32 protein-coding genes and 1 pseudogene are annotated in these 21,569 nt (G+C 72.0%); all 33 read right to left on the reverse strand.

Translation table 11 applies throughout. The annotated features are described in order from the left end of the window. Nucleotides 1-21: 21 nt before the first annotated feature. Nucleotides 22-240: a DUF3079 domain-containing protein gene (locus EV684_RS11895; RefSeq protein WP_132647484.1), complete on the reverse strand. Its 219-nt coding sequence runs from the start codon at nucleotides 238-240 to the stop codon at nucleotides 22-24. Nucleotides 241-315: 75 nt separating this feature from the next. Beyond that, complete coding sequence (locus tag EV684_RS11900; RefSeq protein ID WP_165908475.1) at nucleotides 316-1,002, reverse strand: TetR/AcrR family transcriptional regulator; 687 nt, start codon at nucleotides 1,000-1,002, stop codon at nucleotides 316-318. A gap of 283 nt (nucleotides 1,003-1,285) precedes the next feature. Further along, entirely contained in the window at nucleotides 1,286-2,623 is a 1,338-nt protein-coding gene (locus EV684_RS11905; RefSeq protein WP_242478651.1) for an outer membrane beta-barrel protein, read from the reverse strand. Between the two features lie 572 nt (nucleotides 2,624-3,195). Beyond that, entirely contained in the window at nucleotides 3,196-4,098 is a 903-nt protein-coding gene (locus tag EV684_RS11915; RefSeq protein WP_050985585.1) for a DAPG hydrolase family protein, read from the reverse strand. Between the two features lie 25 nt (nucleotides 4,099-4,123). Then, nucleotides 4,124-4,915, reverse strand: a complete 792-nt coding sequence (locus EV684_RS11920; RefSeq protein ID WP_132647492.1) for an EthD domain-containing protein — start codon at nucleotides 4,913-4,915, stop codon at nucleotides 4,124-4,126. A 321-nt stretch (nucleotides 4,916-5,236) separates the two neighbouring features. Beyond that, complete coding sequence (locus EV684_RS11925) at nucleotides 5,237-5,965, reverse strand: SIR2 family NAD-dependent protein deacylase (RefSeq protein WP_132647494.1); 729 nt, start codon at nucleotides 5,963-5,965, stop codon at nucleotides 5,237-5,239. Between the two features lie 41 nt (nucleotides 5,966-6,006). Further along, nucleotides 6,007-6,405, reverse strand: a complete 399-nt coding sequence (locus EV684_RS11930; RefSeq protein ID WP_132647496.1) for a hypothetical protein — start codon at nucleotides 6,403-6,405, stop codon at nucleotides 6,007-6,009. 121 nt (nucleotides 6,406-6,526) lie between these two features. After that, entirely contained in the window at nucleotides 6,527-7,054 is a 528-nt protein-coding gene (locus EV684_RS11935; RefSeq protein WP_132647498.1) for a DUF523 domain-containing protein, read from the reverse strand. 4 nt (nucleotides 7,055-7,058) lie between these two features. Then, nucleotides 7,059-8,057, reverse strand: coding sequence for a GNAT family N-acetyltransferase (locus tag EV684_RS11940; RefSeq protein ID WP_132647500.1), 999 nt, complete (start codon nucleotides 8,055-8,057; stop codon nucleotides 7,059-7,061). Nucleotides 8,058-8,068: 11 nt separating this feature from the next. After that, nucleotides 8,069-8,476, reverse strand: coding sequence for a hypothetical protein (locus EV684_RS11945; protein ID WP_132647502.1), 408 nt, complete (start codon nucleotides 8,474-8,476; stop codon nucleotides 8,069-8,071). Continuing rightward, on the reverse strand, nucleotides 8,473-9,069 hold the full coding sequence (locus EV684_RS11950) for a GNAT family N-acetyltransferase (RefSeq protein WP_132647504.1): 597 nt from the start codon (nucleotides 9,067-9,069) through the stop codon (nucleotides 8,473-8,475). Before EV684_RS11950 ends, EV684_RS11945 begins: the two co-directional genes overlap by 4 nt. Beyond that, complete coding sequence (locus tag EV684_RS11955) at nucleotides 9,066-10,112, reverse strand: histone deacetylase family protein (protein WP_132647506.1); 1,047 nt, start codon at nucleotides 10,110-10,112, stop codon at nucleotides 9,066-9,068. The genes EV684_RS11950 and EV684_RS11955 overlap by 4 nt, the downstream gene beginning before the upstream one ends. 41 nt (nucleotides 10,113-10,153) lie before the next feature. Continuing rightward, the gene (locus EV684_RS11960; RefSeq protein WP_132647508.1) at nucleotides 10,154-10,576 is read right to left on the reverse strand and encodes a nucleotide triphosphate diphosphatase NUDT15; all 423 of its coding nucleotides are present in this window, start codon (nucleotides 10,574-10,576) and stop codon (nucleotides 10,154-10,156) included. Then, nucleotides 10,573-11,031, reverse strand: coding sequence for a hypothetical protein (locus EV684_RS11965; RefSeq protein ID WP_132647510.1), 459 nt, complete (start codon nucleotides 11,029-11,031; stop codon nucleotides 10,573-10,575). The genes EV684_RS11960 and EV684_RS11965 overlap by 4 nt, the downstream gene beginning before the upstream one ends. 106 nt (nucleotides 11,032-11,137) lie before the next feature. Beyond that, nucleotides 11,138-11,758, reverse strand: coding sequence for a class I SAM-dependent methyltransferase (locus EV684_RS11970; RefSeq protein ID WP_132647512.1), 621 nt, complete (start codon nucleotides 11,756-11,758; stop codon nucleotides 11,138-11,140). A gap of 8 nt (nucleotides 11,759-11,766) precedes the next feature. Further along, nucleotides 11,767-12,243, reverse strand: a complete 477-nt coding sequence (locus EV684_RS11975) for a DUF2127 domain-containing protein (protein ID WP_132647514.1) — start codon at nucleotides 12,241-12,243, stop codon at nucleotides 11,767-11,769. Between the two features lie 49 nt (nucleotides 12,244-12,292). Continuing rightward, nucleotides 12,293-12,646: a hypothetical protein gene (locus EV684_RS11980; RefSeq protein ID WP_132647516.1), complete on the reverse strand. Its 354-nt coding sequence runs from the start codon at nucleotides 12,644-12,646 to the stop codon at nucleotides 12,293-12,295. Then, on the reverse strand, nucleotides 12,636-13,076 hold the full coding sequence (locus EV684_RS11985; protein ID WP_132647518.1) for an NUDIX hydrolase: 441 nt from the start codon (nucleotides 13,074-13,076) through the stop codon (nucleotides 12,636-12,638). Before EV684_RS11985 ends, EV684_RS11980 begins: the two co-directional genes overlap by 11 nt. 26 nt (nucleotides 13,077-13,102) lie before the next feature. After that, on the reverse strand, nucleotides 13,103-13,549 hold the full coding sequence (locus tag EV684_RS11990; RefSeq protein ID WP_132647519.1) for an SRPBCC family protein: 447 nt from the start codon (nucleotides 13,547-13,549) through the stop codon (nucleotides 13,103-13,105). Between the two features lie 63 nt (nucleotides 13,550-13,612). After that, the gene (locus tag EV684_RS11995) at nucleotides 13,613-13,990 is read right to left on the reverse strand and encodes a VOC family protein (protein ID WP_132647520.1); all 378 of its coding nucleotides are present in this window, start codon (nucleotides 13,988-13,990) and stop codon (nucleotides 13,613-13,615) included. Nucleotides 13,991-14,003: 13 nt separating this feature from the next. After that, nucleotides 14,004-14,570 carry a GNAT family N-acetyltransferase gene (locus EV684_RS12000; RefSeq protein WP_132647521.1) on the reverse strand — a complete coding sequence of 189 codons (567 nt, stop codon included), beginning with the start codon at nucleotides 14,568-14,570 and terminating at the stop codon, nucleotides 14,004-14,006. 8 nt (nucleotides 14,571-14,578) lie between these two features. Further along, entirely contained in the window at nucleotides 14,579-15,178 is a 600-nt protein-coding gene (locus EV684_RS12005) for a LysE family translocator (protein ID WP_132647522.1), read from the reverse strand. 164 nt (nucleotides 15,179-15,342) lie between these two features. Then, entirely contained in the window at nucleotides 15,343-15,879 is a 537-nt protein-coding gene (locus EV684_RS12010; RefSeq protein ID WP_132647523.1) for a GNAT family N-acetyltransferase, read from the reverse strand. Nucleotides 15,880-15,889: 10 nt separating this feature from the next. Further along, nucleotides 15,890-16,432 carry an AAA family ATPase gene (locus EV684_RS12015; protein WP_132647524.1) on the reverse strand — a complete coding sequence of 181 codons (543 nt, stop codon included), beginning with the start codon at nucleotides 16,430-16,432 and terminating at the stop codon, nucleotides 15,890-15,892. A 4-nt stretch (nucleotides 16,433-16,436) separates the two neighbouring features. Next, entirely contained in the window at nucleotides 16,437-16,808 is a 372-nt protein-coding gene (locus tag EV684_RS24370; RefSeq protein WP_242478653.1) for a GNAT family N-acetyltransferase, read from the reverse strand. A 93-nt stretch (nucleotides 16,809-16,901) separates the two neighbouring features. Beyond that, nucleotides 16,902-17,282, reverse strand: a pseudogene (locus tag EV684_RS24375) (VOC family protein); the annotation flags it as partial. Further along, the gene (locus tag EV684_RS12025) at nucleotides 17,279-17,809 is read right to left on the reverse strand and encodes a GNAT family N-acetyltransferase (protein WP_132647526.1); all 531 of its coding nucleotides are present in this window, start codon (nucleotides 17,807-17,809) and stop codon (nucleotides 17,279-17,281) included. The gene EV684_RS12025 and the pseudogene EV684_RS24375, both read right to left, overlap by 4 nt. A gap of 25 nt (nucleotides 17,810-17,834) precedes the next feature. Further along, nucleotides 17,835-18,788 carry an alpha/beta fold hydrolase gene (locus EV684_RS12030; protein ID WP_132647527.1) on the reverse strand — a complete coding sequence of 318 codons (954 nt, stop codon included), beginning with the start codon at nucleotides 18,786-18,788 and terminating at the stop codon, nucleotides 17,835-17,837. Between the two features lie 87 nt (nucleotides 18,789-18,875). Next, nucleotides 18,876-19,208 (reverse strand): YnfA family protein, encoded by a 333-nt coding sequence (locus EV684_RS12035; protein ID WP_132647528.1) that lies wholly within the window; start codon nucleotides 19,206-19,208, stop codon nucleotides 18,876-18,878. A 59-nt stretch (nucleotides 19,209-19,267) separates the two neighbouring features. Next, a complete protein-coding gene (locus EV684_RS12040) occupies nucleotides 19,268-19,546 on the reverse strand; it encodes a hypothetical protein (RefSeq protein ID WP_132647529.1) in 279 nt (92 codons plus the stop codon). Nucleotides 19,547-19,710: 164 nt separating this feature from the next. Next, nucleotides 19,711-20,178 (reverse strand): GNAT family N-acetyltransferase, encoded by a 468-nt coding sequence (locus EV684_RS12045; protein ID WP_132647530.1) that lies wholly within the window; start codon nucleotides 20,176-20,178, stop codon nucleotides 19,711-19,713. After that, nucleotides 20,175-20,807 (reverse strand): glutathione S-transferase family protein, encoded by a 633-nt coding sequence (locus tag EV684_RS12050; protein WP_132647531.1) that lies wholly within the window; start codon nucleotides 20,805-20,807, stop codon nucleotides 20,175-20,177. The genes EV684_RS12045 and EV684_RS12050 overlap by 4 nt, the downstream gene beginning before the upstream one ends. A gap of 30 nt (nucleotides 20,808-20,837) precedes the next feature. After that, nucleotides 20,838-21,413: a GNAT family N-acetyltransferase gene (locus EV684_RS12055; RefSeq protein WP_132647532.1), complete on the reverse strand. Its 576-nt coding sequence runs from the start codon at nucleotides 21,411-21,413 to the stop codon at nucleotides 20,838-20,840. Between the last annotated feature and the right edge of the window lie 156 nt (nucleotides 21,414-21,569).

The raw sequence follows: 21,569 nt of genomic DNA on the forward strand, positions 1-21,569 counted from the left end.
GTCGCCCCGGCGGCGTGGTGCTCAGCCGGCGGGCGTCTCGTCGGCCGGCGTGGTGTCGGGGGCGTTCTCGCCCGATGGTGGCACCCAGTCGTGCCAGTCGGGGCCGAAGAACTCGACCGGGTGCTGGGTGCGCTCGGAGCCGTTGCCGCAGATCAGCTGGTCGGCGGCGCAGTAGCGGTCGCAGCCCCAGCAGGTGCGCTCAGGGTGCGGCGGGTTGATCGGGAAACGTTTGGTGGCCATGCGCGGAGGCGCCGGCCGGGAGCACGGCGCCGGGCCAGTGTCGCCGCGCATTTCGCAGCGTGGTTTTGAGTTCCGTCAAGCCGACGGGAGCCCGCCAGGACGCCGCTGCTCGGGGCAGTGCGCGGCGAGGATGGTGTCCACCGCGATCGCCACCTTGCGCGCGACCTCGGCCGGGCTGGGCCGGTCGGTCGGGTTCAGCAGCGAGTTGATGACCGGCAGGCCCAGACACAGCGAGCAGAAGCTGTCGGCGGCGATTTCGGCCCGCGTGGCGTCGAAACCCGGTTGCGACTCGAGGTAGCTCTTCAACAGGAAGGTCGCGCGCAGCGGCCCGGAACGCAGCAGCTTCAGCGCGAGTTCGGGGAACTCGGCGGCTTCCTCGACCAGTATCCTGAACAGGGAGCCCATGCGCGGGTCGTACATCGTCGCGAACAAGGTGTGCCCGAAGGCCGTCATCACCTCGATCAGGCCGGCGCCGCCCGCCAGCTGGCTGCTGAACACCTGCTCCACCTGCTCGATCTGGTGCTCGATGACCGCGCCGAACAGTTCGCCCTTGGTCGCGTAACGCGCGTACAGCGTGCCCTTGGAGCCGCCGAGCCGGGCGATGATGTCGGCGATCTTCGTGTTGCGGTAGCCGTGCTCCAGGAAGACCTCGGCCGCGATCTCCAGCAACTCCGCCGACTTGTGTTCCGCCTCGGCGACGGTCGGCCGCCCCGGACGACGGGTTCGTCGTGGGCTGACGTTCTTCGGCGGGGAGGGTTCCATCTCGGTCTCGGCAAGTCCATGCGCGCTGCGACGCCGGCGTGCGACCTGGCGTCGCGCATGAACAACCTGACGGCGGAACCCGGCACCGCGACGGCGCATGGGCGTCCGGGCCGGAGGCGGAGCCTGTTGCGGACGATTTCGTCCAGGCTCCGGTCCGGCGGAATTGTATCGGCTGCCTCGTGGCGGCCATCCCGGGGCGCGCCCCGGAGCGCACCCCGGACCGCACCCCGGACCGCACCCGGGGCGATAGGCCCGGAGGTGGCGGCCAGGGCCGACGGCAGCGTCAGAAGTAGATCCGCGCGTCGACCGACAGCGTGGTCTGCTGCTGCTTGGTGTGGTCGCCGAAGGCCTTGAGGGCGCCGCGATCGGTCTGCCAGTCGTAACGCAGTTCCGGCCGCAGCACGACGTTCGGTGTCAGCGTGTACGAGATGCCGGTGGTGACGCCGTGGAAGCGGCCGCGGGCCATCGTGTTGGGGAAGGTCGCCACGCCGTCGAGATCGTTGAAGACCTCGGCACGGAATCCCGCGGTCATCTGCGGCGAAAGCCGGTACCGCAGGCCGGCGTTGATGCCGTAATAGGCGCCGCCCTTGTAGTTCGCGCCGTCGAAGATGTCGACGGTGTCGGCCTTGCCGTCGGCGTCCTGGCGGCCGCGCAGGTACTCGACGTGCATGCCCAGCGCCTCGCTGGCGTTGTAGAGCAGTGTCAGCGAGTGGTGCTGGCGGTTCTGGTCTCGCGGCGAGCTGATGCGGTGGAACGGCATCTGCGTCGGATAACCGGGCTCGGTCTGTTCGTCGCCGGTCATGAACGCGTAGTCGACGCGCCAGCGCATGTCCGTGCTGCGCCAGCGCAGCGCGCCGATGACGCTCTTGTCGTTGTTGTTGTCCTGCCAGTTGGCCCGGCCGTTGACGACGCCGAGTTCGGCTGCGAGCAGGCCGTGATCGCCGCGCATCACGTTCGCCGAGGCCAGGACGCCGACGACTTCGATCGGTTGCGAGGCGAAAGCGTAGGTTCGCGAATAGAACTGGCTCGGGTCGTAGCCGCCGGTGGTCGGCAGCAGGTGGCCGATGCCGCTCATGAAGCGGCCGATCGTCAGAACGGCTCCGTCGCCGTAGGGCGCATAGATCTGCGCGTACAGGTTGGCGAACCCGAGGTAGTTCTGGCGCGTCTTGCCATTCGGGTCGTCGCTCGGCGCACGATTGACGCCCCAATCGGCGTCGAAACCATTGACCAGGGTGTGGATGCCGTCACGGCCATAGACCATGTCCATGCGCATGCCCCAGTCCCATTCGGTCGAGGTCGGGCCGGGGAGCGGGCCCATTCGCGACAGGAGATTGGCTTTCAGGCGTCGTTCCAGCGTCCATTGGACACGGTTGAATTGCAATCCTTCGTCTGCCGGGCCGACCATCGGGCCGGTGCTGTTGGCGCCCGTGGCGGTATCGTGATGGCTGTTGCTGTTGGTCGAGAAGCCCAGCCAGACATAACCTGAAGAGGAAATTCCGGTGTGCGGTTCTGGGTTCTCGAACATGCGATATGGCTTGTTCCCGTCACCCTCCGCCTGGGCCGCGGCCGCGGCCACGGTCAATGTCACGCCGAAGACGGCGCGTCGAATGCTGGCGTTCATGATCATCTACCTCTTGCTTCATGCTTCTTGATGCCGTCGTCGCCTTTCGATGCCCGTATCCGGGGCCGCGGGTTGGCGATCTTTCGGCTGTTGTGCTGTTTTCCTGCGGCGTCGCCGGTTGTTTTCCGGTCGTGCAGGTCGACGGCTCTTCCCCGCGGTTCCAGCTGGTGCCGACGCTGCCGCCGGATACCCGCTGGTCGATTTCAAGAATATTTTTCTGACCAGGCGCCCGCGCCTTTGTGGAAATTGGTGCGGGTCGCGAATGCAATTCTTCGAATCTCCACAGCTGACCGCCGGGGACCGCCGGCGACAACGTGTCGATGTATCGTTCTGGCGGGTACGATAAGATGCTGAAAGCTCTGTATCGCGCGCCAAATGTCAAGCGTTGACATTTGGAATTTGAGCCGCCGCAAACGGCTGGGCGGCGCGTGGTGATATCCGGCGGCGATTGAGGACGAAAAAAAGGCTGTGGGACGCAGCAGCGTTCCACAGCCTGTGAATAGCCCTAGAAGGGGCGCTTTAAGACCTTTTAACCTTCCCGAAAAAAGGCCGCCGGAATATCTCGCGATCGTTCAGGCGAGCATCTTTCCGCCGAGTTCCTTGTAGATTCTCGGGAGGAATTGCGCATAGCGCGTGAACTCGCTGACGTTGTGTCGTGCAAGGCCTTGCACGCTTTCCGCCGGGACGCGCACGCCGGGCGGCAGCGTCAGCTCGGGACGTTTGCCGACGAGGCGGTAGCCCATCCAGAAGCGGGTGCGGTGCTCCAGCCCCTGGGGCGTCTCGCGGAAGATGTGGCACATCATCGCCGGCGCCGTGACGCTGTCGTCGGTCTTGTTCACCGACACCGCCCAGCCCTGGCCGCAGGCCACCGTGGCGACGGCCGGGCGCTTCCAGCGCGCCATGTCGAAGCCGAAGTCCTCGGGCGACTTGAAGTGGATGTCCACGTTGTCCATGCCGCAGTTGCAGTTCTCGGTGACGTGGTGCGTGACGCCCCAGTTGCGCTGCGACATCGGGATCGACTCGTCGAGCAGGCGCTTGCGGTTCTCGGGGCTGACCATGATCCCGGCGTGCTGCGGCGGGTACCAGATGCGGTAGCGCAGGTCCTCCAGCGGGTGCCAGGCGAACCACCAGTCGATCATGTCGGCGGTGACGTCCGGGTACACCGACTTGTTGGCGATGAAGCCGGCGCCGTTGCGCAGGATGCACCAGCCGGCCTCGACCTCGAGGTAGCCCGGGTCGAGCAGGCGGTTCATGTCCTCGGGGAGCAGCGCCTTGTCGGGGTCGCAGGGCTGGTCCATCACCGCCATGGCCTTGGGATCGGGCTGCGGGATCTCGTCGAAGAGATATTTCGCGAAGGGCCGCGCGCGTTCTTCCTCGGTCAGTTCGAGGAGCGAGGCCTTGACCTTGGTGTGGGCGAGATACTCCGTGTAGGTCTGCTGCACGGCGAGCTCGCGCAGAGTTTCGCTGGTTGCCATTTCTTGATACTCCGTTGAGTGGCCCTCAGGCCGCCGGGCGATAACCGTCGGTGTCGCGGATGATGACGATCTGCTTGGTCATCAGGAAGAACGACTTCGACCAGTTGGCGAACTTGCGCGAGGACTTCTGCAGTGCCTCGTGGTATTCGCGGAAGGCGCCTGCCTGTTCCATCGTGTCGTACCAGTGGCAAGACACCAGGTTGTAGACCGGCGGATTCACCTGCTTGAAGTGCTTGCGCGCCGCGGCGTCGTTGTCGTTCAGGCGCAAACGCCAGTTGGCCTGGCAGCGGCGGAGCTGGCTCTTGGCATACGGTGCCTTGTCCAGCGCTTCGTCGTGGGCTTCGCGCCAGTACTTCTGGAAGTCTTCCGGATAGATGCTGTCGTCACGCATGACGAAATGCATGACCTTCATCCCGCCCTGGTTCTTGAGTCCCGCCAGGCCGGGGTTGAACGACGGCGTCGGACAGGCCACCGGAATTTCTTCCTCTTCGGCCATGACGGTGATGCTGTTGCATTCGTCGGCGAAGAACTGGCCGTCCGGGCCCACCGGCGTCGGCTCCTTCGGTTCGAGCGCGTTGATCATGTCCGGGAAGGTGTCGAACATCAGTTCGACGACCGCGTCGCGATCCGCGATCTGCTGGTGCGTAGAATCCTGCAGCGTCCCGAACGCGCTGTCGATGACGTGGTTCTGGATATAGGCGCGGAGCGACGAGCGATGTTCCCGCGCGAGCGTGCCGTGATAGAACTCGATATAGCGTTGGTAGTCCGCTCGCGTCAGGCCGGGCCGTCTACGCGAGGCGGCGAGTAGTTTCAGCATGTCATTTCACCTCATGAATGAAGGCCGAGCTTTTTGGGTTGTCAGCTAAGCCCGTAATTACCAATCGTACCCGTGAGAACGATTGGTGAGGCCATCGTATGCCTGTTGCATCGCGGGGTCAACACGCTTTCGCAAGCCCGAGTTGCTCCATCGCGAAGGCGCGTGGCCCCGCGGCATGCGCCGCAGCGCTTGACGAGTGCGTGGGGGAGGCGTGCCCGGGGCGGCATGGCGCCCGACGGGGCGCTGCGAATGCGCGGCGCAGCGCGCAGCGCCCGGCGCCTGGGCCGGAGGCTGCGCGCAAGGGCCGCTATGGGCTCGCGCTTAGGCGGTGCCCAGCCAGCGGGGCAGCAGTTCCTCGGCCGGGCCGATCAGCTCTTCGGCGAAAGCCGGGTGGCGCGGGTGCATCGGCTCGAGGTTGAGGTAGACGGTGTGGGCGCCGGCGTAGCGCGCGCCGCGCACGAACTCGGCCGCCGGGGTCACGGTGCCCGAGGTGCCGACGGCGACGAAGAGGTCGCAGTCCTGCAGCGCCTGCTGCACCTGGCGCAGGGCCTGCATCGGCAGCATCTCGCCGAAGAGCACGATGTCCGGGCGCAGTGCCGAACCGCAGTGCGGGCAGTGCGGCACCGTGCCGGCGTGCGTCGTCGTGTCCGGATAAGGCACGAGCGTGCAGCCGTCGTGGCTGCAGCGCGTCGTGCTGACGTTGCCGTGCAGCTCGACGACCCGCCGGCTGCCGGCGCGCTGGTGCAGGCCGTCGATGTTCTGCGTGATCAGCAGGAAGTCGTGCTCGGGGCCGAGCGTGGCCTCGAAGCGCGCCAGCGCGAGGTGCGCGGCGTTGGGCGCGGCGGCCGCCACCGGCTCGCGCATGCCGCCGAACAGCGCCCAGGTGCGCCGTGGCTGGCGCTGCAGCGTGTGCACGTGGGCGCACTCGGCGACCTCGGCGTCGTCCCAGATGCCGCCCGGGCCGCGGTAGGTGCGCAGCCCCGACGCGGCCGAGATGCCGGCGCCGGTGAGGAAGACGATGCGGCGGTAGCGCGAAAGGTCGAGTGCCATGCGGCGATTGTCGGCCTCAGCGACCGGCCGCACCGCGTCGATCAACGTGCCTTCGCCGGTGGCTGCGCCGCCGCTTCCGCCTCCTGGAAACGCGCGTCCAGCGCGTCAAGCAGCCGGCACGGTGCACCGCGCGCCACGTCCGTGACCCGGGTGACGCTGAGCACGCTGCGACCATCCGCCTCCGAATACTGGGCGACGACCGACACGACGACCTGATCGCGCCCGCTGCCCAGCCGTTCGGGCAGTTCCCGGCTCAGGGTGTTCTCGTGCCCGGGGGCGTCGAGGAGCACGAAACGATGGGCGATCAGATCGCAGCTGCGCAGGACCAGCCTGGAGCCGTCGCGTTCGACGCTGCCGGTGTAGAGCGACTGCGCGGTGGCGGCCTGCGAAGCGGCCAGCAGCAGGACCGTCCAGGCGGCGCGTGCGGTTCTGGTGATCATGGGTATCGACCTCGGCGAAGCGGTGGGGCTCCCATGGTCGCCACGTGCTGGCCTGCGGGCACTCCACCGCCGGGGGGTGTGGTGCCCCCGCCCGTGAGGGCGTGTCGTGGTGGGCGCGTGCTCAGCAGCGCGCCGGCGGCGCCAGCTCGCGGTCGAGCGCTCGAAGCCACCCGTCCGCGGCCTCTACCTCGTTCTCCGCGAAGACGGCCAGTCCGGCGGCGACCAGCCGCTGGGCAGCGACACCGCGGCCCGACACCGTCGCGCCGGCGAAACAGCCGTTGTGCACGCAGGTGCTGCCGCACGAGGGGCTGGCGTCCTTCAGCAGCGCGACGGTGGCGCCGGCTTCGTGCGCGGCCCGCAGCGCGGCCTCGGCGCCGGCGACGAAGGCGGCGCTCACATCCTGGCCGTCGCGCGCGACGACACGCGCCCGCCCGGCCAGCACCGCGGCCGCGTCGGCGCCGGGTTCGATCTCGGCCGGTGGCCGCGGCACCGGCAGGCCGGCGGCGCATTCGGGGCAGAAGCCGACGACCCGGCCTTCGGCCTGCCAGCGCCGCAGCACGGCGGCGTCCAGGCGCTTGTGGCCGCCGTCCCAGCGCACCGCGTCGCCGAGCAGGCAGGCGCTGACGAGCACGCGGGCCGGCAGTGCCATCGCCTCAGCCGGCCGGGCGGGCGTAGACCAGCGTCGGGATGCCGTCGTCTTCGTCGCGGCGTTCGACGCAGTGCATGCCGGCCTTCTCGATGACGCGCCGGGACGCGAGGTTGGGCTCGGCGACGGTGGCGATGACCGGGCCGATGCCGTGCTTGTCGGCCCAGGCCAACAGGCCTTGCAGCGCCTCGCTGGCCAGGCCCTGGCCCCAGTGTTCGCGCGCGAAGGCGTACTTGGCCTCGGGCTCGACCTGGCCGCCCGGGTGCACCAGGCCGCAGAAACCGACGATGCGGCCGTCGCCGCGGCGCTCCAGCGTCGCCATGCCGTAGCCGCGTGTCGCGTCGTTGATCGCGGTGACACGCCGCCAGGCCTCGCATTCGGCCGGCGTGATGCCGCGGCCGTCGCCGGCCCAGCGCATCGCGTCGGCGTCGCCGTAGACCTGTTGCAGCGCTTCGTGGTCCTCGGGCCGCCAGCGCCGGCAGTGCAGGCGTTCGGTCTCGAACAGCGTCGCCGGCTCGACGGGCGCCAGTTCGTGCGTCAGGTACAGCACCTCGAACGGCAGGTGCTCGAAACGCCGCGTCGGGCCGGCGACGAACCCCAGGCGCTCGTACCAGCGCACCAGTTCGCCGTGCGCGGCGATGACGCCGATGCTCACGCGCTTGGCGCCCCAGCCGGCAGCGGCGGCGAGCACGGCCTCGGTCAGCGCGCGGCCGACACCGCGCCGGCGCCACGGCGGCAGCACCGACAGCCGGTTCAGGTGGACGGTGCCCGGTTCGGCCGGGTAGTCCAGCGCGACGCAGCCGGCGGCCTCGCCGTCGACGCGTGCGAGCACGTAGCGCTGGCCGCGCGCGTTGTCCTCGGCGATCCATTCCGGCGTGCAGAACGACGGGTGTTTCGGGCAGTTGGCCTGGGTCAGGCCGAAACGCGCGGCGACTTCGGCGTTGGAGTGCGCGACGAGTGCCGCGATCAGTTCGCGGTCGTCGGCGGTGGCGGGCAGCAGTTGCATAGGGGAAGGGTTCAGGAGGGAGAACGCATGCGCTCGCGGCGTTCGGCGGGGTCGATGACGACGCGGTCCAGCCAGACCAGGAAACGCCGCGTGCGCAGCGCCTGGGCCTGCGTCAGCTCGCGGCGCAGCGTGCGCGCCTCGATGCGTTCGACACCGCCGTCGTCGTCACGCCGCAGCCCGCGCGGGTGGCGGTGGCGCAGCGACGGGAACAGCGGCAGGTCGGGCACGACGCGGCGCACGTGGTCCAGGCGCAGCCAGCGTTCGGCGCCGTTGCCTTCGACGATGTCGATCGGGACGTGGCGGAACTCGTGGTGCCGGCCTTCGAGGTCGCGCCAGGCGAAGGCGCGCAGGCGGTCGACGAGCCAGCCCACGGCCTCCAGGACCAGGCTGCCGACGGCGCCGATCGGATGCAGGCTCATGGCAGCGTCGAGCCGGGCTGGTCGCGCGGCACGCGTTCGAGGTACTCGCCGACGCCGGCGTCGCCCAGGCACTTGAGCATCGCCGTCGTCGTGCGCGTGCTGCCGTCGGCGGCCTCCACCGGCCGCGTGCGCAGGGCCTCGTAGCCGCAGCGGCGCCAGAAACGTTCGGCGCGTTCGTTGCCGACGACGACACCCAGGCGCAGCCAGCGTGCGCCCTGCTCCCGCGCCCAGGCTTCGAGCGCCGCGTGCAGCTCGGCCGCGGCGCCGGTGCCGCGCTGGCGCGGGTGCAGCAGGAACAGCGCCGTGTGCCAGCAGCCCGGCGTGCCGAGGTCGGCGATCACCAGCAGCACCCCGGCCAGCGCGCCGTCGGGCTCGAAGGCGCCGGCGCACCAGTGGCGCGTCCAGCTCAGGTGCTCGGGCGGGCGTTCGGCGAACATCTCGGCGGCTTCGTCCGGCCCCGGCGGCAAGCCGCCGACCAGGACGTAGAAGTCGCTGCAGGCCTCCAGCAGCGCCTGCAAGGCCGGCACTTCGCCGGCCGCGAGTGCCCGCACCGCCAGACGCGGTGTCGTGAACAGCGGGTCGGTGGCGTTCACCGGGCCGCCGTCTCGAAGCCTTCGAGCACGTTGACGACGTTGACGCCCATCGCCGCGACGGCGTAGCCGCCTTCGAGCGTGAACACCGTCGGCAGCCCGGCGCCGGCGACGGCCGCGCCGACCCTCAGGTAGTCGGCGCTGGCGAGGCGAAAACGCGAGATCGGGTCGCCCTCGTAGGTGTCGACACCGAGCGCGACGACCAGCGCGTCGGGCGCGAAGGCGGCGATGCGCGCCAGCGCCGCGTCCAGCGCCTGGCGCCAGCCGGCGAAGTCGGTGCCGGCGGGCAGCGGCAGGTTCAGGTTGCAGCCCAGGCCATGGCCGGCGCCGGTCTCGTCGGCGTGGCCGAGGTAGAACGGGTATTCGGTGCGCGGGTCGCCGTGGATCGACACCGTGAGCACGTCGGCACGTTCGTAGAACAGGCTCTGCGTGCCGTTGCCGTGGTGGTAGTCGACGTCGAGCACCGCGACGCGGTGTGCACCGCCGTCGCGCAGCGCCTGCGCGGCGACCGCGGCGTTGTTGACGAAGCAGTAGCCGCCGAAGAAATCGTGGCCGGCGTGGTGGCCCGGCGGGCGCGTCAGCGCCAGCGCGGCGCGGGCGCCGCCGGTCACCGCCGTGGCCGCCGCCGCGGCGCATGCCGCGCCGGCTTCGGCCGCGGCCCAGGTGCCGGCGGTCAGCGGCGTGCCGGCGTCGAAGGAGTACAGGCCCAGCCGGGCGGCGAAGTTCTCGGGCTCGACATCGGCACGGAAACCGCGCACCGGCCAGACCGAGGGCAGCGCGTCGAGCGCGGCGTGGGCCGGGTCCAGCGCCAGCCAATCGTCCCAGGCGGTCTCGAGGAAACGCAGGTAGCGCGGCGAGTGCACCGACTCCAGCAGCGCCCGCGGCAGCGGCGGCGGCGCCTGGATCTCGCCCAGCGGCCGGCGGCCGAGTTCGGCCAGCACGTGCTCCAGCCGCGCCGGCACCTCGTGGCAGGGCACGAGCTTGCCGCGGAACATCTCCTGGCGCCCGTCGTGGGCCGCGTGGCGGGGGTTGGCGTAGATCAGCATCGCGCAGGCAGACGAGGCAAAGCCGCCGATGCTACGCCGCGTCAGACGCCCGGTGGCCGCCAGCCCGAGGCGTGCACGCTGGCCGCCGGCGCGAACAGCGGCTGGGGCAGCGCGTCCCACGAGAACCAGCGCCATTCGGCGCAGCGTTCGGGCTCCATCGCGCGCGGCTCGCCGTCGGCCGCGGGCACGACGGTGATCAGCGTCACGTAGTGCCGGCCGACGTCGGCAAAGACGTTGTTCACCCAGGTCGCGGCCAGCACCTCGCGCGCGACCAGGCCGGTCTCCTCCTGCAGCTCGCGGCGCGCGCAGTCCTCCGGCGTCTCGCCGAACTCCAGGTGGCCGCCCGGCGGCGCCCAGGTGCCCAGGCCGTGCGCGCCCAGGCGCCGGCCCAGCAGCACGAGGCCGTCGCGCACGACGATGACGCCGACGCCGACGCGCGGCGCTTCTTGTCGCGGCGTGTTCAACGCGGCGCGAACGCCTGCTCGAAACGCTGGCGGTCGAGGTAACGCATGTAGCCCTGCAGCGACTGGGCCACCGCGGGGTTGGTCGTCAGCTCCATGAACGCGACCCGGCCCAGCACCTCGAAGGCCTTGCCCAGCGACTCGCCGCCTTCGGCCTTCATCAGCGCCCGCACCGGGTCGGCGCAGCGCACGGTGACGAGCTGGGTGACGATCTCGGCGACGCGGCGCTGCGACTCGTCGGCCGCGGCCATGCTGACCTGGCTCAGGTCCTCGAGGCTCGGGTGCGTGGCCATCGCGATGAAGATCCAGCGCGTCAGGTCCTTGCGGTCCTTGCCGGTGGTGTTGTCGGTCATGCAGGTCGACACGGCATCGAGTGCGGGGCTGGCCAGCGCGGGGGCGCAGACGGTGCCGGCCAGGGCCAGCGCGGCGGCCGCGCGGGCGGCGTTACGGAGCTTCATCGCGGTGTGGTGGGTTGGCGGCTCGCGCCCGGCGCCGACTGTCGGCCCCGGCGGCGCGGGCCGCGGCGCGCAGGATAGCCCGGCCGTGACTCGGTGTGACCCCGCTTCAGGCGACCCGCGCGACGATCGCGACGCGGCCTTTGTCGCGGCCCTCGGTCGGCCGGTTCAGGAACTCGTGCAGCACGACGGCGAAACCTTCGGCCTCGAGCAGCGCGCAGGCGGTCTCGGGCGGGTGCGAGTCGTAGAAGAACTCGTGGCCGAACATCGTGTCGGTGAAGGCCGGGTGCGCCGAGCCGCCCACCGTCAGCATGAAGCCTGCGCCGGGCGCCAGCGCGGCGCGCACGCGGCGCAGGATGCCGGCGTGGGCTTCCCGCGGGACGTGGAACAGCGAGTCCCAGGCCAGTGCCGCGGCGTAAGGCCCGTCGGGCTCGAAGTCCTCCAGCCGTGCCAGCCGCCAGTCGTGGCCCGGCAGGCGAGCGCGCGAGCGCGCCAGCATCGCCGCCGACTGGTCGATGCCGGTGACCTGCAGCCCGCGCGCGGCCACCGCCTCGGCCATCGGCCGCCCGGTGCCGCAACCCAGGTCGAGCACCCGCGCCCCGGTGGGCAGCCCGTCGAGCAGGCCGTCGAGCAGCCGCGCTTCGGCGTCCGACAGGCTCGTCCGTGCGTCCTCCCAGTCGGCGGCGATGGCGTCGTAGGAGCGGCGGTTGAGTTCGTGCGCGTCGTGCATGGCCTTCCTCAGCGAACGTGTGCCGCCGCGCGCCGCGCCCGCAGCGCCATCACCATCACCCCGACGACGGCGATGTTGGCCGCCATCACGCCCAGGCCGAGGGCCGTGGGCTGGTGCAGCACTTCGGCCAGCTCGATCGGCACGTAGACCGCGCCGCTGCCGGCGGCCAGCCACTCGGCCCAGGCCCGTTCGTGATACAGCCCCCAGCCCTCCAGCAGGCGCAGCACGGCGTAGGCGATCGCGCCCAGCGCCAGCCACAGCAGCCGCGGCGTCTGCAGCTGCGAGGCCGCGTCGATGAAGATCCGCGGGTAGTGCGACGCCGGGTTCAGGTGCGAGTAGCGCACCAGCCGCGCTGCCAGCGCGCCGAGGTCGGCGTGCAGCAGCGACAGCAGCCCGGTGGCGGCAAGCAGCACCACCACGCCCTTGGCGGCCTCGATGGCGGCGATGGTGCGGATGGCTCGGCGGGCGCTCGACGCTCTGGGCATTGCGGGATTCTGACCGCCGCCCGAGGCTGGCGGCCCCCCTGGGCGAGGTTCAATCGATCGCGAAGGCCAGCCGGTCGGCCGGATCCCAGACGTGCAGGTCGTCGCTCTGGTCGCCGCGCAGCCAGGGCGCCAGCGCCAGCGGTGCCGGATGCCAGCCGCGGCGTGCGGCGGCGGCCAGCAGCTCGGGCCAGGTGGCGCCTTGCGCGAAACCCAGCCCGGCGACGTCGTCGATGCCCGGCACGACCGTCTGCTGCGGCACAAGGTCCTGGAAGGCCGGCGATGCCAGCAGCGCCAGCGCACGCTCGTTCAGCGCGACGCCGGCACGCTGCAGCTCGGCCAGCAGCCCGGCGCCGTCGAGGCCACCGATGCGCACCCGGGCGGGGGGCGCGTGTTCAGCGCCCATCGTCCCAGCCGAACTCGGAGTACGGCTCGCCGTCGGCGATGCGAGCCAGCGCGTGGCGCACGTAGGGCACCATCGCCTCGGGCAGCGCCTGCAGCGGGTACCAGGCGAGCTCGCTGCATTTGTGCGGCTCGCGGTTCTCGGGCTCGCCCTGCCAGCGCTCGGCGGCGAAGAACATCGACAGACGTTCGTTGTCGCTGCGGCGGTGGATCAGGTGCACCAGGCGCAGGTCCTCGGGTGCGATGACGAGGCCGGCCTCCTCGAGCGCTTCGCGCGCCATCGCGGCGCGTGCCGGTTCGCCACCGTCGACGTGGCCGGCGACCAGGCTGTACAGACCGTCGGCATAACCGGTGTTGGCGCGCTGCAGCAGCAGCACGTGGCCATCGCGCACGAGCACGAGGTGGACTTCGGGGATCAGGGAGAAGCGTGCCATGCGGCGACGCTAACCGATCCCGCCGCTCAGGCCGGGATCTCGGGCTCCACCAGCCAGGCGAGCTGGGCCAGCGACTCCTGCCAGCCCAGGTGGCACATCTCCAGCGGGATCGCGTCCGGGATGCCGCTCTGCTGCACGGCCAGCGCCGTGCCGCAGCTGACCGTCGCGAAGCTGACCGTGGTGCGCATCTCGCCGGGCAGCGCCGGGTCGTCGAAACGGTCGGTGTAGACCAGGCGCCGGCCGGGATCGACCTCCAGGTACTCGCCGCCGAACGAATGCACGCCGCCGTGGCCGAAGTTGCGGAAACTCATGCGGAAACGCCCGCCGGGGCGCACGTCCAGCGTCTCGACGCGGCAGGTGAAGCCGTAGGGCGGCAGCCAGCGCAGCAGCGCGTCGGCTTCGGTGAAGGCGCGGAAGACCTTGTCGGCCGGGGCGCGCAGCACGCGGTGCAGGTGGATCGTGCGGTCGGTCATCGTCGGCTCCTCGGGTGGCGGGCGCCGCGGCGCGGGCAGCGGGCGTGCCCGCCGGGGTGGCCGTCAGGCCGGCAGGTCGGTGCGCGGCAGCCGCTGCGCGATGCGCCAGAGCACGCCCGAGGGGTCGAACAGCGTGAAGTCGCGCATCGCCCAGGGCTGGTCCTCGGGCGTGCCGATCGAGCTGCCGAAGCGCTCGGCGACGCCTTGCGCCATCGCATGCCAGGCCTGGACGTCCAGCACCTGCAGATGCATCTGGTAGTTGGCAGCGAAATCCGGCGCGGCGAAGGCCTGCAGCAGGAAGGCGCAGTCGCCGTGGCAGAGGTAGGCGAGCTCGCCGTCGGTCCAGCGCAGCTCGAAGCCCAGCGCCTGGTAGAAGTCCAGCGAACGCGCGAAGTCGCATGCCGGGACGAAGGCCTTGATCTCTTCGGTCTGCAGCGTCATTGCGAGCTCCTGTTCAGGCGAGGGCGAGCGATATGCGCCAGCGCAGCCCGGGCGTGCTGCCGAACTGTTGCGGCTTCGTGAAACGTTCGACGAGCTCGCCGCCGTTGGCCAGGATGACCCGCTGCGAGGCCAGGTTGTCGGGGTCGGTCGTGATGTCCACCCAGGGCAGGCCGACGGCGCGCGCTTCGGGCAGCATCTGCCGCAGCGCCGCGGTGGCGTGGCCGCGGCGGCGCTTCCAGGGCACGACCGAGTAGCCGATGTGGCCCAGGCAGTACGGCGGCAGTTCGGGCGTGCCGCGCTGCCAGCGCAGGCCGATGACGCCGGCGAAACCTTCGTCGTCCCAGATCCAGAGGCGGAACCCCGGCAGCCGCGCGACCTGGCTGCCGTCGGGCAGCGTCACCGGCGCGCCGCGGCCCTGGCGGTCTTCGAGCAGGTTGACGAAGACCGCCGGCGCGCGCTCGATCGCGGCGAGCTCCTCGCGCGCCGCGTCGGCGCCGCGCTCGGTGTCGGCCGACCAGCCGGCCTGCAGCGCGGCGGTGTAGCCGGGCAGGTGTTCCAGCGTCGGGCGAACGAGGCGCATCGCCGACGTCAGCGATCGCTCGTCGCCAGCCGCAGGCCCAGGCCGGCGAAGGTGGCGGCGAAACCGCGCCGCAGCCAGGCCTGCACACGCGCTGAACCGATGACCCGGGCGCGCAAGGCATGCGCCAGCGCGCCGTAGACCGCGAAGACGGCGAAGGTCATCGCCATGAAGACGCCGGCCAGCGCCAGCAGCTGCAGCATCGGCCGCGCCGATTGCGCGTCGACGAACTGCGGCAGGAAGGCGAGGAAGAAGATCGTCAGCTTGGGGTTCAGGATGTTGAGCAGGAAGGCCTTCAGCACCAGGCCCGAGGCCGGCGTGCGCGCCAGGCTGCCGTCGACCGCGAAAGCCGAGCTGTCGCGCCAGGTCGCCCAGGCGATGTAGAGCAGGTACAGCACGCCCGCGAACTTCAGCGCCTGGAAGGCGAGCGCGCTGGCGTGCATCAGCGCCGCCAGCCCCAGCACCGTGACGATGCCCAGCGTGCAGCCCAGCGCCGCGAACAAGGCCGCGCGCCGGCCCTGCGCCAGGCCCGTCGAGACCGTGTAGACGACGCCGGTGCCGGGCACCAGCACGACGACGAGCGAGGTGAGCAGGAACTCGGGGCTGATCATCGACGGTCCTCCCGTGGGCGGGCGCAGCATACGCCGGTGGCGTGACGCCTGTCGGTCCCGGAATCGGCGGTGCCGCTACGTCGCCGCCCGATCCTCATGCAGGCGGTGGAGCGTTGCAGGTCGCCGACGTAGAGCTCGACGTGGTGCAGCATCTGCGGCCTCCTTCAGCCGTGTTCGTCCAGCCGCGCCAGCATCAGCCGGTAGTCGCGGCGCGCGCCGACGTCGACGAAGCCGCAGCGTGCGTACAGGCGGCGTGCCGGGTTCTCGGGGTGCACGGTCAGCGACACCTGCCGCACGCCGGCCGCGCGTGCCGCCGCCAGCGCGCCGCGCATCAGCGGCTCGCCCAGGCCGCGGTGCTGGAACGGCGGCTCCAGCGCGATGCCCAGCTGCGGGGTCGTCTCGTCCACCCAGGCCAGGCCCTGGCCGTCGGCCACCTGGCGCATCCAGCAGGCCCCGGCGTCGGCACCGGCTTCCCGCAGGACTACGCCGACGTCGCCCGGGCGGCCCCAGTCTTCGGCGTAGATGCGCACGGCGGGCAGCTGCAGCACCTCGATCGGGCGCGGGCCGGCCGGCGGCGGATCCCAGAGTGCGACGTGCAGCCAGTGCCACAGGCGGGGCTGGTCGGCGGGCACCAGCGGGCGGAGCTCCAGGGGCGGCGGCTGTGTGCGGCCGTCTTCGGGAGCGGTCGGGGCCTTGTCCATCGCGGCGAGCTTAGCGCCGGGCCTCGCCTTGCGGCGACCGGGCCCGCAGCCAGGCCTGGGCCTCGCGCGGCGTGCGCAGCTCGTGCCAGCGCAGGCCGGCCCAGCGCGGGTCGGCGCGCAGCTCGGCGTACTTCACGCGGTTCTTCGCGAAGGTCGTCAGCGACCACAGCAGGATGCTCTGGCGCGACAGAAAGGCCTGGCGGAAGCTCTCGCGGTTGCCGGCCCAGAGTTCCTGCCGGCCGGCGACCCGTGCGACGGTGCGCCTCAGCACCCGCGGCCAGACGACGTGGCGGCCGTAGTTCAGCCAGACGATGTCGGTCGCCCGCGGCCACAGCACATCGCGCGCGACGCTGTAGTTGCCGTCGGCCACCCAGGCCTCGCCGGCCACCGCCTCGGCGACACGGGCGCGGAAGTCGTCCGGATCACGCGCGGTCCAGCCCGGCAGCCAGTGCAGCGCATCGAGTTCGACCCGCGGCACGCCGAGCCGCGCCGCGAGCCGTTTCGCGAAGGTCGACTTGCCGGCGCCGCTGGTGCCGATGACGACGACGCGCATCGGCTCAGCCGCCTTGGCGGCCGCCGGTGGCGATCGACAGCAGCGCCAGTTCGACCCGCTCGATGGCCTGCTGCCGCCGCCAGAAGGCCAGGCCCTCGGCGTTGTCGGCGAAGACCATCAGGTGGCATTTGCCGATGCCCTGGGCCTGCAGCGCCGCCAGCGCGGCGTCCAGCAGCGCACGGCCCAGCCCGCGGCGGCGCCGGCCGGGGGCGACCGCCAGGTGGTGGATCAGCCCGCGCCGGCCGTCGTGGCCGCAGAGGATGGTGCCGACGAGTTCGCCGCCGTCCTGCGCGACGAAACTCAGCCCCGGGTTGCGGCGCAGAAAGGCGGCCAGCGCCGCCGGCTCGTCGGCTTCGCTGAGCCCGATGCCGGGCATCGCACGCCACAGCGCCAGCGCGGCCGGCAGGTGGCTGCGCTCGAACGCGACGACGGTCGGTGTCGTGGCGCCGGGCCCGGGCCGCACGGCGCGGCAGACGGCTTCGAGCCGGTGGCCCTCGGGGTCGACGACGAAGGCCGCGTAGTAGTCCTCGCCATAGTCCGGCCGCCAGCCGGGCGCGCCGTTGTCGCGGCCGCCGTGGGCCAGCGCCGCGGCGTGGAAGGCCTCGACCGCGGCGTGCGTGGCGGCGCCGAAGGCGATGTGCTGCCCGGGGATGTCGGCCGCGGGCTGCGCGACCTGCTTCAACGCCAGCACGTCGCCGCCGCCCGGCGGCCCGTAGCCGAGCGCCTGGCCGGTCTCGCCGGGGCGCAGGTCGGTCCAGACGCGCACGTGGCCCAGCGTGCCGAGCACGGCGTCGTAGAAGCGGGCGGCGCCTTCGATGTCGTGCACGCCGAGCGACAGGTGGTGGATCACGTCGCGGCTCCGGGTGCGGGCGGCCGGCCGGCCCGGTGGAACACCAGGTCGCCGGCGTCGTAGCTCTGCAGCACCGGCGCGACGGCGGGGGGCACCTCGGCGTAGCCGGCGCGCCGCAGCAGCGCCTGGCAGCGCCGGTTGGCCGGCAGCGTGGTGGCCCAGAAATCGACGTCGCCGGCCTCGCGGCGCAGTTCGTCGTGCAGCCAGGCCAGGCCTTCGCTGGCGTAGCCGTTGCCCCAGACCGCGGGCGCGAACAGGAAGGCGACCTCGGCGACGCGGCCGACGACGGTGGCCTCCAGCCGGCCGAGCACGGTGCGCGAGTCGGCGTGGCGCACCAGGTAGTTGAACCAGCGCTGCTCGATGCCCTGCGGCGGGCCGGCCAGTGCGCGTTCCAGACCGAGCCTGAACTCGGCGGCCGACGGCACGCTGCCGCCGATGTGTTCGTAGACCGCCGGGTGGCGCAGCGCGGCGGCGAGTTCGTCCAGGTGCTGCGGGCGCAGCGGCGTGATGCGAAGGCGCGAAGGCATCGGGCGATTCTGCCGCCCGCTGCTCTCAAGGCCCGGCCAGCCCCTTCAGGAACGGGATCAGAGCCTCGGCCAGGCCGGGGGCCAGCGGCAGCGCCGGGTCGGCATAGGACGCGAGCTGCTGCGGGCGGTCCGCGGGCACGGCCTTCAGCACGTGGTTCATGCCGGCCACGCGCACCAGGCGGCAGGCCGGCTGCGCGGCCTGCAGCGCCTGGGCGTCGGCCAGCGAGACCTGCAGGTCGGTGTCGCCCTGGACGATCAGGCAGGGCGCACGCAGCGCCGCGACGGCGGCCGCCGGGCGCTGGCGGAACCAGGAGATCAGGTAGGGCTGCACGCTGGGCCGGTACAAGGCCGCCAGAGCCGGCGGCACCTCGCCGACGAGGCGGCCGGCTTCGAGTGCCGTCAGCAGCGCTTCGTTGCGCTCGGCCAGTTCGGGCGGCAGCCGCCCGGCGAGCTGGCGCCGCAGCGTCGCCGCGGCCGGTTCGCCGGGCCCGGCGATCGAGACGACGCCGGCCACCGGCGCCTTGGCCGCGGTCAGCGCGGCAATCGTCGCGCCTTCGCTGTGGCCGACGATCGCCACCGCCACGAAGCGCCCGTCCTGCGCCAGCCGCGTGGCCCAGGCGGCGGCGTCGTCGACGTAGTCGTCGAAGCGCAGCGCCGATTCGTCGGAGCCGGCCGCGGCACTGGCGGCGATGCCGCGTTTGTCATAACGCAGCGAGGCGATGCCGGCGTCGGCCAGCGCCTGGGCCAGGCGCTTGAGCGAGTCGTTGCGGCCGGCCATCGGGTTGTTGCCGTCGCGGTCGGTCGGGCCGGAGCCGGCGACGATCAAGGCGACCAGCGGCCGCGGTGCGTCGTCGGGGCGCAGCAGCGTGCCGTGCACGGCGCCGGTGGGCGTTTCGAGCTGCATCGCCTCCTCGGCGGCGAAGCCGGGCGCGGCGAGCAGCGACAAGGCGGTGGCGACGGCGGCGAGGGCAGGGCGCATCGGCGTGTCTCGGTGGGCGGTGGCGGTGGCTGTCCAGCCTAATCGAGCGACCGCCCGCAGTCGTCGCCTGGCCGGCGGATGCCGGCCTCAGCCGCGCTGCCAGCCCCAGGCGATGACCGCCATGCCGGCCAGCGCGATCGCCGAGCCGGCGAGGTCCCAGGCCGAGGGCCGTACGCCGTCGACCAGCCAGAGCCAGACGACGGCGGTGGCCACGTAGACGCCGCCGTAGGCCGCGTAGACCCGGCCCGAGGCCGCCGGGTGCAGCGTCAGCAGCCAGACGAAGGCCGCCAGCGCCGCGGCCGCCGGCAGCAGCACCCAGGCGCCGGCGCGGCCCTGCAGCCACAGCGCGGGCAGGAAGCAGCCGGCGATCTCCATCAGCGCGGTGACGACGAACAAGGCGGCGGTGGTGGCGAGGTTCACGGCGTGGGGCGGGGCGGCGGACGCCGCATCCTAGGGCCGGCCCGCCGCCGGCGCCGACCTCAGGTCTCGGCGCCGCCGCGGGCCTCGAACTCCAGCCCGCCGACGACGCGCGCCAGCCCGTTGTAGAGCAGGCAGGCGAGGGCGGTCATCGCATAGTTCAGCAGCACGTAGAGCACGCCGGCGACGAGCAGCAGCGTCGGGTCGAGTGCCATCGGCGCGCCGTAGGCCATCGCGATCGCGGCCACCGGCAGCAGCGCGACCAGCGCCATCGTGGAGACGAGCACGGCCAGCACCTTGGCGTTCTGGTGCGGGGACAGACGGGCAACCTGCTGTTTCATGAAGCCTCCGGACGGGGTGCGGGACATCCGCAGCCGAGGCTTCGAAGGCTAGGCGGGCGGCTGGCGCCCGGCCATCCGCCCTGCGGCGGGATCGGCCGGCCTGCCGGCGAGGGCCCCCGCCGGGGCGAGTGGCGGCGGCGCGACGGGCAGACCGTTCGCGCGGCTCAGAGCGCCAGGGTCATGAAGACGCTGTGCGGATCGGGCCGGTAGTCGCCGAAAGGCCCGCAGGGCACGAAGCCGGCGCTGGCGTACAGCCGGTGGGCTGGCTCGAAAGCCGCCGTCGAGCCGGTTTCCAGGCTCAGCCGGCGGTAGCCGCGCTGGCGCGCGACGGCGATCAGGTGCTCCAGCATCGCGCGGCCGGCGCCGCAGCGGCGCAGCGCGCGCGGCGTGCGCATCGACTTGATCTCGCCGTGCGCCGGGCCCAGCTCGCGCAGCGCGCCGCAGGCCAGCAGCGTGTCGCCTTCGCGCACGGTCCAGAAGGTGATGTCCGGGCGCTTGAGCCGCGAGACGTCGAGCGCGTGCACGCTCTCGGCCGGCGACTGCGCGTGCATGTCGCGCAGATGCTCTTCCAGCAGCGCGCGAACGTCCTCGCGGGCCGGGTCGTCGGGCGCGATACGGCGCGTCGGCGTCATGCCGACTGCACCGTGCCGTCGCCGTGCGGCGCGGCCTGGAACTCGGGCAGCGCCTCCGCGGCGGCCGACAGCGCGGCCAGCTGCGGGTAGCGCTCGGCCGGCAGCAGCTCGGGCAGCAGCTGCTGCATGAAGTGCCAGCCGACGGCCGCCGTCACCGCCGCCTGGCGCAGCGCGTCGCGTGCGGCCGGCAGCGGGGCGCGTTCGAGCTCACGTTCGAGTTCGCCGCAGGCCGCCTGGAGCTGGCCGGTGACGCGTTCGACCCAAGGCGCATGCTGCTTCTCGGGCGGACGCAGGCCGCGCTCGTAGACGATCTGCACGCTTTTTTCCAGCGCCGCCAGTGCCAGGCCCAGCAGGCGCAGGTCGCGGGCGCGCGCCGCCGGGTCCTCGGGCATCAGGCTGCGCGGGCGCGCCAGCGTCTCGGCGTAGTCGAGGATCAGCGTCGAGTCCATCAGCACCGTGCCGTCGTCGGCAATCAGCGTCGGCGCCTTGACCACCGGGTTCAGCGCGCTGAACTCGTCGAACTGGCGGAACACCGACACCGAGCGGTGTTCGAACGGCAGCCCGAGCAGCTGCAGCGAGACGGCGACGCGGCGCACGTAGGGTGAGTCGAGCATGCCGATGAGCTTCATCACGGTCCTCTCCGGTTGGGGCCTCCGACTCTAAGCGGCCGCTGGCGGGCCCGCCAACCGGGAGCCCGCCAGCCGCGCCAGCATCAGCAGATCGTGCGGCCGGCCGCCCCACCAGGCGACTTCGCGCAGCCGGCCTTCGTGCTCGAAGCCCAGCCGCTGCAGCAGCGCCAGCGAGGCGTGGTTGCGCTCGTGCACCTGGGCCTCGACGCGGTGCAATTGCATCGCCTCGTGGCCCCAGGCGAGCACCGCCTGCAGCGCTTCGTGCATCAGCCCCTGGCCACAGGCCGATTGCGTCAGTTCGTAGCCCAGCGAGCACTTGCGCCAGCCGCGGTTCCAGGCGAAGAGGCCGCAGCTGCCGATCAATCCCGCCTCGGGCGCGTCGCGCCGCACCAGGCCCCAGCGGGTGCCGGGGTTGGCCAGGCGGCGCCAGCCGGCGAAGGTCTCGACCAGGGCCCGGGCCTGCGCCAGCTCGGTGATCGGGTCGGTGCCGAACCACTTCATGTGCTCGGCGTCGCCGTGGATCGCCAGCAGCGCCGGCGCGTCGTCGGGGCCGATCTCGCGCAGCAGCAGGCGCGGGGTTTCGAGGGTCGGGAACGCAGTCGACATCGGGTGCTGGGTCGTGGCCGGTGGCCGATTCTGGCCTGCGCCGTTCGCGGGCCGCTGGCCCGGCCGCGCCGTGTATACATATTCCGAAATGAAATAAAGATGGGCTTGTATACGGGTTTACGATTATTAGAAGCCTCTCGTCTAGACAAGCCGTTG

Source organism: Rubrivivax gelatinosus (assembly GCF_004340905.1).
Taxonomy (GTDB): domain Bacteria; phylum Pseudomonadota; class Gammaproteobacteria; order Burkholderiales; family Burkholderiaceae_C; genus Rubrivivax; species Rubrivivax gelatinosus.